Genomic DNA, 16,789 nt, shown 5'->3' on the forward strand with positions numbered 1-16,789 from the left:
AGTGACTACAGCGCGGGACTACTTGAAACGTCACGGAGAACCACACTATGAGCACTGAAGGTGCTTCGAGTCGAAGCCGTCTTCTGCCGAACCTGCTCGGCATTCTGCTTCTGCTGATGGGCCTGGCCATGCTGGCCGGGGGAATCAAGCTGAGTACGCTCGGCGGCTCGCTGTATTACCTGCTGGCCGGTATCGGCATCACGCTGACCGGCATTCTGATGCTGATGCGTCGTCGCGCAGCATTGGGCCTGTACGCCATCGTGCTGTTCGCCAGCACCGTCTGGGCGCTGTGGGAAGTCGGTCTGGACTGGTGGCAACTGGTGCCGCGCCTGGCACTGTGGTTTGTCCTCGGTTTCGTGATGCTGCTGCCGTGGTTCCGTCGCCCGCTGCTGCTCGCAGGCCCGGCGCCGATGGGCACCGGCGGCCTGACCGTGGCCGTGATTCTGGCCGGCGTCACCGCCCTGGCCAGCCTGTTCACCCATCCGGGCGAAATCTTTGGCGAACTGGGTCGCGACACCGCCGACACCACCAGCACCGCCCCGCAAATGCCGGACGGCGACTGGCAGGCCTACGGCCGTACCGAGTTCGGTGACCGCTACTCGCCACTCAAGCAGATCACCCCGGCCAACGTCGGCAAGCTGCAGGAAGCCTGGCGCATCCAGACCGGCGACCTGCCGACTGCCGATGACCCGGTGGAGCTGACCAACGAAAACACCCCGCTGAAAGCCAACGGCATGCTCTACGCCTGCACCGCCCACAGCAAAGTGCTGGCACTGGACCCGGACACCGGCAAGGAACTGTGGCGCTTCGACCCACAGATCAAAAGCCCGGTCGGCTTCAAGGGCTTCGCCCACATGACCTGCCGTGGCGTGTCGTACTACGACGAAGCCGCCTACGCCAAGTCTGAAAACGCTGCGTCCGCCGTCATCTCCGAGGCTGGCAAAGCCGTCGCCCAGGCCTGCCCGCGTCGCCTGTACCTGCCGACCGCCGACGCTCGCCTGATCGCACTGAACGCCGACACCGGCAAGATCTGCGAAGGCTTCGGCACCAACGGTGTGGTTGACCTGACCCAGGGTATCGGCCCGTTCACCGCCGGTGGTTACTACTCGACTTCGCCTGCCGCTATCACCCGTGATCTGGTAATCATGGGCGGTCACGTCACCGACAACGAGTCGACCAACGAACCGTCCGGCGTGATCCGCGCCTACGACGTGCGCGACGGTCATCTGGTATGGAACTGGGACAGCAACAACCCTGACGCCACCGAACCGTTGGCCCCGGGCCAGACCTACAGCCGCAACTCGGCCAACATGTGGTCGCTGGCCAGCGTCGATGAAAAACTCGGCATGGTTTACCTGCCACTGGGCAACCAGACCCCGGACCAATGGGGCGCCGACCGCACCCCGGGCGCCGAGAAATTCAGCGCCGGCGTCGTGGCCCTGGACCTGGCCACCGGTAAAGTGCGCTGGAACTACCAGTTCACCCACCATGACCTGTGGGACATGGACGTCGGCAGCCAGCCAACCCTGCTGGACATGAAAACCGCCGACGGCATCAAGCCTGCGCTGATCGCCCCGACCAAGCAGGGCAGCCTGTACGTCCTCGACCGTCGCGACGGCACGCCGATCATCCCGATCCGCGAGATCCCGGTTCCGCAAGGCGCCGTGAAAGGCGACCACACCGCCCCGACCCAGGCCCGTTCGGACCTGAACCTGCTGGCCCCGGAACTGACCGAAAAAGCCATGTGGGGCGCCAGCCCGTTCGACCAGATGCTGTGCCGCATCCAGTTCAAGGAACTGCGCTACGAAGGCCAATACACGCCTCCGTCGGAACAGGGCAGCCTGATCTATCCGGGTAACGTCGGCGTGTTCAACTGGGGCGGCGTCTCGGTCGACCCGGTTCGCCAGATGCTGTTCACCAGCCCGAACTACATGGCCTTCGTCTCGAAAATGGTGCCACGCGAAAAAGTCGCGGCCGGCAGCAAACGCGAGAGCGAAACCGCTGGCGTGCAGCCAAACACCGGCGCGCCATACGCGGTGATCATGCACCCGTTCATGTCGCCACTGGGCGTACCGTGCCAGGCCCCGGCCTGGGGCTACGTCGCCGGTATCGACCTGACCACCGGCAAAGTCGTCTGGAAACGCAAAAACGGCACCAGCCGCGACAGCTCGCCCATCCCGATCGGCTTCACCCTGGGCGTGCCAAGCATGGGCGGCTCGATCGTCACCGCCGGCGGCGTCGGCTTCCTCAGCGGCACCCTCGACCAGTACCTGCGCGCCTACGACGTGAACACCGGTAAAGAACTGTGGAAATCGCGTCTGCCTGCCGGCGGCCAAGCGACCCCGATGACCTACACCGGCAAGGACGGCAAGCAATACGTCCTGCTCGTGGTGGGTGGTCACGGCTCGCTGGGCACCAAGATGGGTGACTATGTGATTGCGTACAAACTGCCGGAATAAGTTTTAGCGGCGGTAAGGAAAAAGGCGATGCCCTGTGAGGGGTGTCGCCTTTTTTTGTGGGCTGCGGTTTTTTAAACAGGGTGTGTATGTCCTACAGACGGGGTGTTTGCGGGGGATGTTTCTGACATGTCGCGTCGGTTGTGGGTCGGAAATGGGGTGGATAGGCTTTGGGGGTCGCTGCAAATTCAGCGAACGGGCGTCGCGGCCCAACTTCTGAGGCATAATTGCCGCCGCTTAACAGCAGCACCTCAAGTGCTTGTATATGGTGGCTGTGCGCGGGATACCTTCGGGTATGCCGAATGCCTCAGGTCGGTCCGCGAACCCGCGTACAGCTGCCACCCCTCTTTTTGCGTCGCGGCAATTAGAGGAATGGACCCATTCCTGAGGAGTAAAAAATGAAAAAACCAACACCCAATCCCCCCGAATCAAACGACACCTCGCCCTACGAATCCGCCGATTCAAAGAAACTCCACGACGCCGCCGAACGCGCGCTCGACCACCATTTCAACCCCATTCCCAAAAAATGCCCCGGCCGCCGACCGAGCCAGATGTTCCAGGTCTCGCCAGACATGGACGATGAAAACCTGTTGGCCCATGCCTGTGAGTCCCTGGCTACCGCAAGTGTCATGGCCAGTGATGTAGCGGCTTTTGTCGATACGCCGCAGCGACATCGGATCCTCGGGATTCAGCAGGTGATCATGCTGGCGGAACTGGCGGTGAATCGGGTGCTGGATAACGTTGAGGTCAGTCGATATCCGGCATAAATGCTGATGAGGTCTCTGCGGGAGTCAGGCTTGTGGTGGGTCAGTCATGACGCTGCCCTCACCCTAGCCCTCTCCCGGAGGGAGAGGGGACTGACCGAGTTGATCAATCGATGTACATCGACCTGAAAGTCCGAGTCGACCTCAAGTTTGCAAAGCCCACAAACCACACCTCTCAAGGATGAGCGTTAGCTCGACAAAGCTCTTGATCTTGATCCACCCGTCCCTTCGGAAGGCTGAGTGGAGGTGTTCATCCGGGGATTGGCGCGCAGCGCCGTTTGGCGAAGCCGAACTCATCGACGAAGTCGATGCCCCCGGAGGGACGCCGGAGCGAAGGAACCCGAGCCTGCGAGGGCCGAACGCCGGGACGAGCCTTTTTGGGTACTTTTTTGGCGTTTGAAAAAAGTGCCTCGCCGTAAGGGCGAAACCGCCAGCGGGCGCACCCGAAGAAACGGATATGTACTCGATAAATCCCCAGCATGGCCGGCCCAAAGGCCGCCAAGCCCAACCCCAAAACCCTGTCAAAACCCTGAACACACAAGCAGAAACACCCACCCCCATTGAAACCACCCAAACCCTGCCCCATCTAACAGCCATACCCAATTGCGCAGGTGCCCCATGAGCGACCAGCAAGAATTCCCCGAGAACCCCGACGACATCACCGAAACCGACGCCGAACACATCGAACACCACGTCCCCGGCAAAGGCCTCGCCCTGCCCGGCCAGAACCTGCCGGACAAGGTCTACATCATCCCGATCCACAACCGCCCGTTCTTCCCGGCCCAGGTCCTGCCGGTCATCGTCAACGAAGAACCCTGGGCCGAAACCCTCGAACTGGTCAGCAAATCCGAACACCACTCCCTGGCCCTGTTCTTCATGGACACACCCCAGGAAGACCCGCGCCACTTCGACACCAAGGCGTTGCCGCAATACGGCACCCTGGTCAAGGTGCACCACGCCAGTCGCGAAAACGGCAAACTGCAATTCGTCGCCCAGGGCCTGAGCCGCGTCCGCATCAAGACCTGGCTCAAACACCATCGCCCGCCGTATCTGGTGGAAGTCGAATACCCGCACCAGCCCACCGAGCCGACCGACGAGGTCAAGGCCTACGGCATGGCGCTGATCAACGCGATCAAGGAACTGCTGCCGCTCAACCCGCTGTACAGCGAAGAGCTGAAGAACTACCTCAACCGCTTCAGCCCCAACGATCCGTCGCCGCTGACCGACTTTGCCGCCGCCCTCACATCGGCGACTGGCAATGAGCTGCAAGAAGTGCTCGACTGCGTGCCGATGCTCAAGCGCATGGAAAAAGTCCTGCCGATGCTGCGCAAGGAAGTCGAAGTCGCGCGCCTGCAAAAAGAAATCTCCGCCGAAGTGAACCGCAAGATCGGCGAGCACCAGCGCGAGTTCTTCCTTAAAGAACAGCTCAAGGTCATCCAGCAGGAACTCGGCCTGACCAAGGACGACCGCAGCGCCGACCTCGAACAGTTCGAGCAGCGTCTGGAAGGCAAAGTCCTGCCGACGCAGGTGCAGAAGCGCCTCGAAGAAGAGATGAACAAGCTGTCGATCCTCGAAACCGGATCGCCGGAGTATGCGGTCACCCGCAACTACCTCGACTGGGCAACCTCGGTGCCGTGGGGCGTGTACGGCGAGGACAAACTCGACCTCAAGCACGCGCGCAAGGTGCTCGACAAACACCACGCCGGCCTCGACGACATCAAGGACCGGATCCTCGAATTCCTCGCGGTCGGTGCCTATAAAGGCGAGATCAGCGGCTCCATCGTGCTGCTGGTCGGCCCGCCGGGCGTGGGTAAAACCAGCGTCGGCAAATCGATCGCCGAATCCCTTGGTCGGCCGTTCTACCGCTTTAGCCTCGGCGGCATGCGCGACGAAGCCGAGATCAAGGGCCACCGCCGCACCTACATCGGCGCGCAGCCGGGCAAACTCGTGCAGGCGTTGAAAGACGTCGAAGTGATGAACCCGGTGATCATGCTCGACGAGATCGACAAGATGGGCCAGAGCTACCAGGGCGACCCGGCCTCGGCGCTGCTGGAAACCCTCGACCCGGAACAGAACGTCGAATTCCTCGACCACTATCTGGACCTGCGGATGGACCTGTCGAAAGTCCTGTTCGTCTGCACCGCCAACACCCTGGATTCGATTCCCGGCCCGTTGCTGGACCGGATGGAAGTGATTCGCCTGTCGGGCTACATCACCGAAGAAAAAGTCGCCATCGCCAAGCGTCACCTGTGGCCGAAACTGCTGGAAAAGGCCGGCGTGTCCAAGGGCAGCCTGAGCATCAGCGACACGGCGCTCAAAGCCTTGATTGACGGTTACGCCCGTGAAGCCGGCGTGCGCCAGCTGGAAAAACAGATGGGCAAACTGGTGCGCAAAGCGGTGATGAAACTGATCGACGATCCGAAAGCGGTGATCAAGATCGGGCCGAAAGACCTCGAAGCGTCCCTTGGTCATCCGGTGTTCCGCAACGAGCAAGTGCTGTCCGGCACCGGCGTGATTACCGGCCTGGCGTGGACCAGCATGGGCGGCGCGACCTTACCGATCGAAGCCACGCGGATTCACACGCTCAATCGCGGTTTCAAACTCACCGGGCAACTGGGCGATGTGATGAAGGAGTCGGCGGAGATCGCCTACAGCTACGTCAGTTCGCACCTCAAATCTTTTGGTGGCGATCCGAAGTTCTTCGACGAAGCCTTCGTCCACCTGCACGTGCCGGAAGGCGCCACACCAAAAGACGGCCCGAGCGCCGGCGTGACCATGGCCAGCGCCCTGCTCTCCCTCGCCCGTAATCAGGCGCCGAAAAAAGGCGTGGCGATGACCGGTGAATTGACGCTGACCGGGCATGTACTGCCGATTGGCGGAGTGCGCGAGAAGGTGATTGCGGCGCGGCGGCAGAAGATCTTCGAGTTGATTCTGCCGGAGCCGAATCGCGGAAACTTTGAAGAGTTGCCGGACTACCTGAAGGAAGGCATTACCGTGCATTTCGCCAAGAAGTTTGCGGATGTAGCGAAGGTGCTTTTTTGATTTCGTCTTGAGGTATTGAGGGGGGCTGGCATCGCAGCCCCTCACCCCGGCCCTCCCGAAACGTCGGACCGCCCGGAGGGAGAGGGAGCCGAGTGGGGGATATTTAAGAGATACGCCGACCTGAAAGCTCTTCACTGAATCCGTAATCAACTCGATCTTTCAGGTCGATGTATCCCAAAAGACACCTCGGTCGGTCCCCTCTCCCTCTGGGAGAGGGTTAGGGTGAGGGCCGGCGATGCTGAAGAATGACGCCAAGCCTGGCGTTGTCACACTTTGTCTCATCTTCAGTTATGCTCGCCGTTCGTCGCCAACGCCGGAGCCACTGAATCCATGTCCCCCCTTCGCCTGTTTGTCCCCCTGTCCCTCGCCCTGCTGGCCGCCTGTGCCACGCAACCGAAAACCAACGTGACCGTGGAAAAACAGAGCGAATGCCCGGTGCGCCTCACCAACGGGCAAAACCTGATCGTCATGCTCCCGAGCAACCCCACCACCGGCTACCGCTGGGCCATCCAGGATTCCGCCGGCGGCGTATTGCGCGCCCTCAGCCCCGAGGTCTACAGCAATCCGGAAGACGCCGGCGTGGTAGGCGCGGCCGGTCTCTCGACCTGGCGCTTCCAGGCGTTCGCCCCCGGCACCGGCCGTCTGCGCCTGACTTCGCAACAGCCTTGGGCGCCGGAAGTGTTGCCGGTGGAAACCTTTGACTGCGCCATTTCGGTGAACTGATCGTGGGCTGGCTGATCCTCGCGCTGATGGGCGCCGTGACCTTTCTCTATGGCGTCAGCACCCACGCGGCGCTGCTTTGCCTGCTGGTCAAACCGCTGCCGGTATTGGCGTTGCTCGGCTGGCTGCACGATGCGCCACCGAGCGACTATCGCCGCTGGATCAGCCTCGGTCTGATTTTCTCGCTGGTCGGTGATGTACTGCTGGCGTGGCCGGGGGATTTGTTTGTCTTCGGTCTCGGCGCATTTCTGGTTGCGCATCTGGCGTATCTCAAGGCTTACCTCAGCGATTGCCGACGCCTGGCCCTGCTGCCGCTGATCCTGGCCCTCAGCGTGGGTGCAGTGTTGTTGGGCATATTGATCAGCAGCGGACTCGGCCCGTTGACCGTGCCAGTGATCGTCTACGGAACGGCCATCAGCGCCATGCTCTGGCGCGCTCTCGCCCGACTCGGCAGCGGCGTACCGCAACGTTCGGCATTGCTGGCGGCGGGTGGCGCGGTGGCGTTCGTGTTTTCCGACAGCGTGATCGGTATCAACCGGTTCGTCTCACCGTTCAATGCGGCGCCCTACATCATCATCCTCAGTTATTGGCTGGGGCAGTGGGGCATCGTCGCCTCGGCGTTCAAGCATCCGAATGAAGCTAAAGCCGATTTGCGATAAAAAGCGTCGAGCTCATTAGAAAATCGCATTAAAAACTGTCATTTCCGACAGTTAAATCCGCGCCCCCCCTCAGCTTAAAGTGCAGTGAGAGACAGCAAACCGCCTGTCAATCGCCCGAGGGATCGACCATGAATAATCAGATAGAAAACGCCGATACGAACAACACCTTCAAATGCCAGATTGATAGCGGCGAGGCCTTCTACTTCCCAACCGTGAATTGCTTTCTCAGCAATTTTTTAAGGATTACGGGAGCGCAGGAGGAGTTTGAGCAGCAGATTGAGAATCTCGAATTCAACTTTGCTCCCGACATCCAAAGTGGCGAATACAAACTCAATGATCCGGGCGTCAACGTTGATGTCAGAACGGGCTGGGTGAACACTCGATATACCGCGACATCTTTGACCCTGAAACTCACGGTAGATCACTCCTCCAAGAGCATCTCCGGCGTATACGCCATCCAGACCGTGCAGGACTATGGAGGGGTAGTTGAACCAGGAATCGATGTGAACGGAAATTTCGCAGCCAATTACATTATCTCGTAAGTCTTGCCGCAATCTGGACCCGAGAAGGTTTCAGGCTAAGTTGATCGAGTTTTGAACTTTAGCCTGACTCCGACCAGCACGGTTTATCAGACAACCCGCGCATCTGCGCGCCAGTTTGGCTAAAATGCCGGCCTTTTCATCGACACCGCCGGAACCGCCGTGAGCAAAGAACCCGATCGCATTTTCGCCCAGCCGATGGCCCAGGTGCCTGACTTCGCCTTCAACGAAGACGTGGTGCGGGTGTTCCCGGACATGATCAAGCGTTCGGTGCCGGGTTACCCGACCATCGTCGAGAACCTCGGTGTGCTCGCGGCGCAGTTCGCTCAACCGAACAGCGTGCTCTACGACCTCGGCGCCTCCCTCGGCGCCGTGACCCAGGCCCTGCGCCGCCATGTGCGCACCGACGGTTGCCGGGTCATCGCTGTGGATAACTCGGCGGCGATGGTCGAGCGCTGCCGCGAATACCTCAACGGTCAGGATTCGATGTTCCAGGAGTTGCTGCCGGTCGAGGTGATCGAAGGCGACATCCTTGCCCTCGATTTCAAACCGGCCTCGGTGGTGGCGCTGAACTTCACCCTGCAATTCATTGCCCCGGATCAGCGCACGGCGTTGCTGTCGCGCATCCGCCAATCGTTGCTGCCGGGCGGTGCGCTGATTCTGTCGGAGAAGCTGCGCTTCAACGACGCCGAAGAACACGCGCTGCTGACCGATCTGCACGTCGCGTTCAAACGCGCCAACGGCTACAGCGAACTGGAAATCGCCCAGAAGCGCAGCGCCATCGAAAACGTCATGAAGCCCGACAGCCTCGAAGAACACCGCGAGCGCCTGCTGGCCGCCGGGTTCTCGAAAGTCGTGCCGTGGTTCCAGTGTCTTAACTTTGCCTCGTTGATTGCCTTGCCATGATTGATCTGTCCCCCCTCGCCCGCCGTCTGGCCGGCACGCCGCTGGCCGAATGGGCCAACACCCTGCAAGTGCAGCTCGACAAGAAAATGGAGAAAGGTCACGGCGATCTGGAGCGCTGGCAAAGTGCGCTGGACGCCCTGCCGAAGATCCAGCCGACCGAAGTCGACCTGCTCGACGGCCTGAAACTCGACACCGATTGCGACGACGAAACCCGCGCACAAATGCGCACCGCACTGATGGGCCTGTCGCCGTGGCGCAAAGGGCCGTTCGATCTGTTCGGCGTGCACGTCGACACCGAATGGCGCTCGGACTGGAAGTGGTCGCGGGTCGCTCCGCATCTGGATCTGAAGGGCAAGCGCATCCTCGATGTCGGTTGCGGTAACGGCTACTACATGTGGCGCATGCTCGGGGCCGGCGCTGACAGCGTGATCGGCGTCGACCCGAACTGGCTGTTCTTCTGCCAATTCCAGGCGGTGCAGCGTTATCTGTCAGAACCGAATGCCTGGCACCTGCCGTTCCCGTTCGAAGACCTGCCGCCGAATCTGGAAGGCTTCGATACAGTATTTTCCATGGGTGTGTTCTATCACCGTCGTTCGCCGATCGAGCATTTGCTGGCGCTGAAAGATTGCCTGGTGAAAGGCGGCGAACTGGTCCTGGAGACGCTGGTGGTCGAAGGCGACAAGCATCAGGTGCTGGTGCCGGAAGACCGTTATGCGCAGATGCGTAATGTGTGGTTCCTGCCGTCGGTGCCGGCGCTGGAATTGTGGCTGCGTCGTGCCGGGTTTACTGACGTGAAATGTGTGGATGTGAGCACCACCACTGTTGAAGAGCAGCGCGGGACAGAGTGGATGAAGTATCAGTCGTTGAGTGATTTCCTTGATCCGGAAGATCACAGCAAGACGATTGAAGGGTTGCCGGCGCCGATGCGGGCCGTAATTGTCGCGAAGAAATAACCCGCTCTCCCAAACTCCGCGGTGAGCCCCCCCCTCACCCCAGCCCTCTCCCCTAGGAGAGGGAGCCGATCCTGGAGCTTTTCAAAACTTGAGTTCGACTCAAAAATCTCAGGACGGCGTAACGTCATCTGTCACCTCGGTCAGTCCCCTCTCCCTCCGGGCGGTCCGACGTTTCGGGAGGGTTAGGGTGAGGGGCTTTTGGTTCGGCGAGCTCGGAAGAACTCGGTCAACACCGCCCCACACTCCTCCGCCAACACCCCGCCTTCATACAACACTCGATGGTTGAGAAAGCCCTGAGTGAAGAACTGTCCCTGACTCTGCACAATCCCGGCCTTGGGCTCCAGCGCGCCATACACCACCCGCGCAACCCGCGAATGCACGATCAGCCCGGCGCACATGCTGCACGGTTCCAGCGTCACGTAGAGCGTGCTGCCCGGCAGACGATAGTTGCTCACAGCCTGTGCAGCGGCGCGAATCGCGACCATTTCCGCATGCGCACTCGGGTCGCTGGTACTGATCGGACAGTTGAAACCGCGCCCGATGATTTCGCCATCCTGCACCAGCACCGCGCCCACCGGCACTTCGCCGAGAGCTGCACCCTGGGCCGCCAGCTCCAGCGCCTCGCGCATGAAGTCGCGGTCTCGGCTGCGGTCGATGATCGCCGCGGGGCGAATCTGGCGCATCACTTCACCTCGATGGCGGCCATCAGGCCGGTTTCCATGTGGTCGATCACGTGGCAGTGGAACATCCACACCCCCGGGTTATCCGCCACCAGCGCCACTTGCGCGCGCTCGTTCTTGCCCAGCAGATACGTGTCGGTGAAATACGGCACGATCTTGTGCCGGTTCGACGCAATCACCTTGAAGCTCATGCCGTGCAGGTGGATCGGGTGCTGGTACTGGGTCATGTTCTTCAGTTCGAAAATATAGCTCTGGCCCAGTTTCAGGCTGGCGATCGGCCGGTCGGCGCAGGTCTTGTCGGTGATGTCCCAGGCCTTGCCGTTGATCTGCCACAGGCTCGGCGGCTTGCCGTTGTCAACATTCACCGACACCGAACCGACCCATTCGAAATTGAAGTTGAGTTTCTCGGCATTGGCCAGGTCCGGCTCGGCCACCGGGTTGGCCGGCAGTGCTTCCGGCCAGTCGGTCGGCGAGTCATTGTTGGCCACCGACCGCAGGGTGCCCAAGCGAACCGGGCCATTGCGCAGCGACAGCTCCTCACCGGCCGGCGGCGCCTTGATCGCCAGGCAGATGCGCATGCCCGGACCCAGCCAGTATTCCTTGCCCAACGGACGCGGCTCGACCGGGTTGCCGTCCAGCGCATAGATCTGCGCTTCGACGCCGGGAATATTGATCCGATAGGTCAGGGTGTTGTCGAGGTTGAGCAGGCGTACGCGGGTGATCTGCCCCGCCGGCAACTCGATCACCGGCGTAGGCACGCCGTTGATGGTCGACAGCCGCCCCGCCGTACCGCCACGGGCCGCTTCGCGCGGAATGCTGAACTCGACGAAGTTGCCTTCGTCGTCGATGTGCCAGTTCTTCAGGCTCAGGGTCTTTTCGTACTTGAACCCGGTCGGCTCGCGCTCCTCGACAATCAACGGCCCGACCAGCCCGCGACCGAGTTCCTCACTGCTGCTGACGTGCGGGTGATACCAGTAGCTGCCGGCGTCCGGCACACGGAATTTGTAATCGAAGTATTCGCCCGGCAGCACCGGCAATTGCGAAACATACGGCACGCCGTCCATCTCCAGCGGCAGGCGGATGCCATGCCAGTGAATGGTCGTCGCGACCGGCAGATGGTTGATGAAACGCACCCGCAGCCACTCGCCCTGACGCACGCGCAATTCGGTGCCCGGCGCCGATGGGCCGAACGCCCAGGCTTCGGTCTTGTGCCCTGGCACCAACTCAACGTCCAGTGGCGCGGCGATCAGCTCATAGTCATGCCCCGCATCGGCATCAGCCATCTTGCCCAGCCAGTAACGCGACGCGCCCCCCGCTCCCACGCCAACGACAACAAGACCGGCCAGGCCACCGAGGATTTGGCGACGGGTAAAGGACATGAACTCAACTACCTCACGTATCTGCGGCGGGCCCGCAGGCCCGAAAGGGCGAATACGATACACCCGCAGATGAGAAACAGTAAGGGCGACGCGGCGACTGGCCGCAGTTCCTCAGAGCGAAAAGCAGGACTCAACTGCTCCAAATCGCCGGGTTTTCGTACTGGATTCTGATCCTTTTCCCATACGTCATACCTATTGTTCCGACACCCGTTACACACGACAGCCGACAGACCCTTCCTACGCCCGCCTGAAATGATCCGGTCCCATCCGTACCACCTCAAGGAAAGACCGTGGACACATCCGAAAACACAGCACTACCCAATGTTGCCGACAAACTGGCCCTGAAAAATCTGGTACCCGCACTGGTTCAGGCCTGCCCCGACATGTACGAAATGGCCAGTGATATCGCCAGGGGTATCCTGCGCAAACATGGCGTGGATCATCTGGATCCTGAACAGGTTTACTGGCACCGCTTCAAGTTCTCCAGCAGCAGCTGGAAAGCCTTCACGGGCTGGGAACATCATGGTGCCCGGCCCACCGAGTCCATGACCTTGCCGCAACTGGTGATCCAGCGGTTCCGCGTCGGTGATCAGGACAACTCGGACATGCTCGATGTCGATGGGGGCTTTTACACGACCGGACCGGACGCCGAGGACTTCGACGAGACCAATGAAGTGCGGTTGCACGGTAACGAGGTGCTGAAGGATTTCTGGGCGATCAACTTTGCCGATCTGTTCAATCAAAAGGTCGCGTCGTTCTGGAAAAAACACACCAGGACATTTCGCAGCCTGGCCAAATGCACCTTTATCGCCCAGGCCATGGAGGATCGCGAAGGTGGCCGGTTGTCGGACGAAAACTTCCGAACCGTGGTCAAGGCTGTCGCCGGCAATGTGAGCTGGCCCGTCACGTTGCAGATGCTGGAGGAGGATTCGGCGCCCGCCAAGGGAATGCATCTGAGCCTGCTGAAGGTGGGGGGTTATGTAGCGACCGATATTCTGTGCATCACCGACGTCAATGGCCGAAAGATCCTCTACACCCCCGGAGAAATCTGGGGTCTGCATGCCTTCGAGACAGCGAAGGATCTGCATTGGTGGGTGTTGTCGCAAACCCGTAAACCGGCTGACCGCCAACGTTTCCTCGCGCATTTTCAAGTGGCCGATCACGACATCATGGAAGACACCTCATGGCGCGACGCTGCGAAACCGGGGTGGCTCCCCCTGTTGAGTCCCGGGACATATCTGCTCACTGAGATATTCCGCCCGCCGCATGTCGAAAATGTCGGGCTCAATCATGTCCTGGATCTGCTGGTCAGCGCCTGGGACTGCGCCGATCACTCCCTGATCGAACACACCAGCGAGACGTTCAAGAGCGACGCCTTCACCTTCCTCGCCAGCGCCACTCACGCCAGGATGATCAGCGACGCCACGTTCATGATGCACACCAATGGCGATCTGCGGAAAAAGCTGTGGATCGGCTATCTCAACGCTTTCGGTCGCATGTTCGGTCCGATGGCCGCTGTCGGCTGGCCCGTGGCACTGGCCGTCGTGGGTGCCGGCATCGCCAATGTCGGGTTGCAGATTGATCAGGCGGTCAATGGCAAAACACCCGGTGAACGCAAGTCTGCAGTGACGGGCGCCATCTTCGCGACCATCGATACCCTTTTCAACGCCACCTTCCTCAAGGGCAGTGGCCGTCTGCCGGAAATAGCCGAGGCCAGCACGGTCTTCGCACCGGAAGAAAAACTTGTCGAAGCGGCGATTGCCCGCCCCCCGTTGCCTGCATTGGAGGAAATCGCCCCGACGCGCGTCCTGCCCGCGCAGCCCGAGGACTTCCTTGCTTCATTCAAGACTGAAATCACCGAAGGCACCCGCGTTGAAACCGGTGATTCCAAACTGCAGGAGATCATCCTGGCCGCGTCGGGCAAGCGTTACATTTACATGCGCCGCGCAGGACGCGACGGCTTTTATCAGGTGCGTTATGTCGAGCAGTTACGCGGCTGGGTCATTATTGATCCGGCCAATCCTTTCTCGTTTTACCGCAACGTCCCGGTTCGCTTGAACGAAGCGCTCAGGTGGGAACCGGTGGCCCGACCCGGACTCAAGGGTGGCATGAAAATTTTCGGCAAGTGGCCCTTCGGACACGCGGCCGACCCACTGCCCGACGTGGAGGCACAGCCACTGGCGTACGATGTGCCGCAAGCATCGCGACAGGCGCTGCAACCCGTTGCCGAAGCTCAGGTCGATGATTTCCCGCTGGATCCACAGGACAGCAGCGACCGTTTCTATCAAGACTTCAAAACCCTGCGGCGCGGGCTCTACGACGATGCCATCAACGCCTATGCCGCCACCGAATTTCCCCCGCGTCCAGCCGTCCCACTCTTCAAACCCACGACGCCGTTTGCCGAAATGACCAAGCGCCTGTTCAAGGACGGCACCGGCCTCGTAATCGGTCAGGACAGTTCTGCCATCGGTGCTCGACAGACCCTTGTCGACAATCTCAAAGTGCTGAACAAACAGAAGGTCAGAACCCTTTACCTGGATCACTTGCTCACGGATTTCCATCAAGCGGATCTGGATGTTTTTCACCAGAACGGCAAGATGCCGCCGGCTCTGGAGCGGTACCTGAAGGCTTTGGATGCGCGGTTCAAGACCGACCCTGCCGGACCTTATTCCTACACCGAGCTGGTAAAAGGCGCACAGAAGAATCACATCCGCGTACAAGCGATCGACAGCATGGCGACCCGGCGCTTTCCACGGATGGAAGGTACTACCGAAGCGAGCAGCCGAAAAATGATGAATTACTACTCGGACACCGTGATTCAGGCCGACCAGGTCGCACGAGGTGCTCATCGCTGGATCGCGCTGGTTGATGAGGCCCGCGCCAGCAGCTTCGACAAGGTTGCCGGGCTGAGTGAGCTGGAAGGTGCGGTGGCATTACGCGTCGATGAAAGTGCTGTGGGTCAGGCTCAGGGGCTTACAGCTGACCCGGGCAAAAAAGTCAAAGACATCCTGGGACGTCCCTTCGACGAATTGAAAAGCGATCTTCGCCTGCAACTGAGCGCACCGCCCGCGACGGCAACAGCTCGCTCGCTTGAAGAGGCGCTGCCCAGGCGCGGCATGTTCATGGTGCAGGAGCCCTCCACCCTTGTTCACCGCAGTGGCGATGGCAGTCTGGTGCGTACACCGATTCAGCAGGACAGCGCCGGTTTCTCCATCCTCCGGCCGAAATGGTCAGCCATCAGCGGGCGCCACTTCGACAGCCTGCATGAACTGTTGGAAGCCATAGGACATGAAGGTCTCACGCAGGTACATGTGCGCATTGATCCCACCGCTACGCCCGGTCAACTGCCAGACATTCAGCCGTCCATCCCGGCGATTGAAGCGCCACCCGCCCCGGATTTGATGATCAAGGATCCACCCCGTTTCACCTCGCCGTATGAGATTGCGGTGCAGGCCCGGGCCGAACTGAAAAACGTGGCGCGTGGCAACGACGCCTCTCTGCTGAACGACTCCGTCGCTTCATGGGGCGGCAATTCACCCCTCGATACATTCAAGACGCTGCGAAAACAACTGCATGAAGCAGCAGTACGTTTCTATGCCGAGCTGCATCTTCCCGTACGCCCATCAATGGATTCGCTGACAGCAGGACTGTCGGGACAAGCATTCATCGAGCGGGTATTCACGGATTTTCGCGGTCTGGTCATTGGCGAAAGCCATGCCGAAATCGGCAGCAAGCAATGGCTGATGGACAATATGCAAACCCTGGCCAACAAGGGTGTGAAGACGCTTTACTCCGAGCACCTGCTCACGGACTTCCATCAGGCCGCGCTGGATAATTACGCCAGGACGTCGGTCATGCCGCGGGATCTGGAGAACTATCTGATTCAGCTCGACAGTGGTCACGTGACCGATCCGCTGCAACGCTACACCTTTCTCGATCTGGTCAAGGAAGCCAATCGCAACGGGATACGCGTTCAGGCCATCGACTGCCTGGCCAGTTATCGGGTTGAAGGAATGAGAACGGCGGATCCGTCGGCACGCCAGAGAATGATGAACTACTACGCTCACACCGTGATCGAGGCTGACCAGGCGGCTCGCGGGCCGCATAACTGGGTGGCACTGATGGGGAACTCCCACTCGAACACGTTCGAAGGCGTTGCCGGTGTCAGCGAGCTGGAAGGCGTCGTCGGTCTGCGCGCCGAAGATGTCGCTGAAGGTCAATCCGGCGGTATCGAAGCGGATCCCGGTAAAAGTCTTGCCGATCAAATGGGCAAGAACCAGGCATTCGTAAAAGGTGACCTGCGCCTGCAAGTCGAAACACCGTGGTACGCCCGGACGACCTCAGACATCGAACGGCTACTTTCCCGACCGGGTCTGTACACCTTGAAAAGAGAATTGCGGGAAACCTTTCTGGTTCATCGCAGCCGCGCCAATGCGATCGTGCGCACCGATATCCACTTCGAATCCAACCGCGTTTTCATCGAACGCCCCGAATGGCCCAGCGTCCATGAAAAGCGCTTCGCCAGTATCAAGGCGCTGCTCAAGGCGCTTGATGAGCGAGGCATGAAACTGGCGGGTTGGTCCAGACCGTTGTAATCAGCCACTGAAAGCCAGAAACAGAAAAGCCGCGTGAAACATCGTTTCACGCGGCTTTTTGTTGGTCCTGACCTCAAGCCATCAGGGCTTGTGCAG

General features: G+C 60.4%; 11 protein-coding genes. 9 read left to right on the plus strand and 2 right to left on the minus strand.

Going from position 1 to position 16,789, the window contains the following annotated elements; translation table 11 throughout:
- The first annotated feature begins 47 nt into the window (after positions 1-47).
- From EIY71_RS03085 to cmoB, 8 genes are all read left to right on the plus strand, one after another.
- Entirely contained in the window at positions 48-2,459 is a 2,412-nt protein-coding gene (locus tag EIY71_RS03085; protein ID WP_085745299.1) for a glucose/quinate/shikimate family membrane-bound PQQ-dependent dehydrogenase, read from the plus strand.
- A 395-nt stretch (positions 2,460-2,854) separates the two neighbouring features.
- Positions 2,855-3,223, plus strand: coding sequence for a DUF6124 family protein (locus EIY71_RS03090; RefSeq protein WP_134020450.1), 369 nt, complete (start codon positions 2,855-2,857; stop codon positions 3,221-3,223).
- A gap of 615 nt (positions 3,224-3,838) precedes the next feature.
- Positions 3,839-6,262 carry an endopeptidase La gene (gene lon, locus EIY71_RS03095; protein WP_102716879.1) on the plus strand — a complete coding sequence of 808 codons (2,424 nt, stop codon included), beginning with the start codon at positions 3,839-3,841 and terminating at the stop codon, positions 6,260-6,262.
- A 330-nt stretch (positions 6,263-6,592) separates the two neighbouring features.
- Positions 6,593-6,985, plus strand: a complete 393-nt coding sequence (locus EIY71_RS03100; protein WP_102716880.1) for a protease inhibitor I42 family protein — start codon at positions 6,593-6,595, stop codon at positions 6,983-6,985.
- A gap of 2 nt (positions 6,986-6,987) precedes the next feature.
- Positions 6,988-7,641 carry a lysoplasmalogenase gene (locus EIY71_RS03105; RefSeq protein ID WP_178082644.1) on the plus strand — a complete coding sequence of 218 codons (654 nt, stop codon included), beginning with the start codon at positions 6,988-6,990 and terminating at the stop codon, positions 7,639-7,641.
- Between the two features lie 128 nt (positions 7,642-7,769).
- Positions 7,770-8,183 carry a hypothetical protein gene (locus tag EIY71_RS03110; protein WP_129974270.1) on the plus strand — a complete coding sequence of 138 codons (414 nt, stop codon included), beginning with the start codon at positions 7,770-7,772 and terminating at the stop codon, positions 8,181-8,183.
- A 195-nt stretch (positions 8,184-8,378) separates the two neighbouring features.
- Positions 8,379-9,086 (plus strand): carboxy-S-adenosyl-L-methionine synthase CmoA, encoded by a 708-nt coding sequence (cmoA, locus tag EIY71_RS03115; RefSeq protein WP_218888027.1) that lies wholly within the window; start codon positions 8,379-8,381, stop codon positions 9,084-9,086.
- The gene (cmoB, locus tag EIY71_RS03120) at positions 9,083-10,039 is read left to right on the plus strand and encodes a tRNA 5-methoxyuridine(34)/uridine 5-oxyacetic acid(34) synthase CmoB (RefSeq protein ID WP_007956659.1); all 957 of its coding nucleotides are present in this window, start codon (positions 9,083-9,085) and stop codon (positions 10,037-10,039) included. The genes cmoA and cmoB overlap by 4 nt, the downstream gene beginning before the upstream one ends.
- A gap of 182 nt (positions 10,040-10,221) precedes the next feature.
- Here the strand turns inward: cmoB and tadA are convergent, their stop codons facing one another.
- Together tadA and EIY71_RS03130 are read right to left on the minus strand one after the other, a co-directional pair.
- A complete protein-coding gene (gene tadA / locus EIY71_RS03125; RefSeq protein WP_102716884.1) occupies positions 10,222-10,722 on the minus strand; it encodes a tRNA adenosine(34) deaminase TadA in 501 nt (166 codons plus the stop codon).
- Positions 10,722-12,098: a multicopper oxidase family protein gene (locus tag EIY71_RS03130; RefSeq protein WP_134020453.1), complete on the minus strand. Its 1,377-nt coding sequence runs from the start codon at positions 12,096-12,098 to the stop codon at positions 10,722-10,724. Before EIY71_RS03130 ends, tadA begins: the two co-directional genes overlap by 1 nt.
- A gap of 290 nt (positions 12,099-12,388) precedes the next feature.
- Here EIY71_RS03130 and EIY71_RS03135 point away from each other — a divergent pair, with 290 nt between their 5' ends.
- Positions 12,389-16,693 (plus strand): membrane-targeted effector domain-containing toxin, encoded by a 4,305-nt coding sequence (locus tag EIY71_RS03135; protein ID WP_372239281.1) that lies wholly within the window; start codon positions 12,389-12,391, stop codon positions 16,691-16,693.
- Positions 16,694-16,789 lie beyond the last annotated feature (96 nt).

This window comes from Pseudomonas sp. CH235 (assembly GCF_004368175.1).
Classification (GTDB): Bacteria; Pseudomonadota; Gammaproteobacteria; order Pseudomonadales; family Pseudomonadaceae; genus Aquipseudomonas; species Aquipseudomonas paraglycinae.

Excerpts from the sequence above, each read along its gene's own strand:
- cmoB (WP_007956659.1), top strand. The coding sequence starts at position 9,083 with ATGATTGATCTGTCCCCCCTCGCCCGCCGTCTGGCCGGCACGCCGCTG.
- lon (WP_102716879.1), top strand. The coding sequence starts at position 3,839 with ATGAGCGACCAGCAAGAATTCCCCGAGAACCCCGACGACATCACCGAA.
- EIY71_RS03100 (WP_102716880.1), top strand. The coding sequence starts at position 6,593 with ATGTCCCCCCTTCGCCTGTTTGTCCCCCTGTCCCTCGCCCTGCTGGCC.
- cmoA (WP_218888027.1), top strand. The coding sequence starts at position 8,379 with ATGGCCCAGGTGCCTGACTTCGCCTTCAACGAAGACGTGGTGCGGGTG.
- EIY71_RS03090 (WP_134020450.1), top strand. The coding sequence starts at position 2,855 with ATGAAAAAACCAACACCCAATCCCCCCGAATCAAACGACACCTCGCCC.
- EIY71_RS03130 (WP_134020453.1), bottom strand. The coding sequence starts at position 12,098 with ATGTCCTTTACCCGTCGCCAAATCCTCGGTGGCCTGGCCGGTCTTGTT.
- tadA (WP_102716884.1), bottom strand. The coding sequence starts at position 10,722 with ATGCGCCAGATTCGCCCCGCGGCGATCATCGACCGCAGCCGAGACCGC.
- EIY71_RS03110 (WP_129974270.1), top strand. The coding sequence starts at position 7,770 with ATGAATAATCAGATAGAAAACGCCGATACGAACAACACCTTCAAATGC.
- EIY71_RS03085 (WP_085745299.1), top strand. The coding sequence starts at position 48 with ATGAGCACTGAAGGTGCTTCGAGTCGAAGCCGTCTTCTGCCGAACCTG.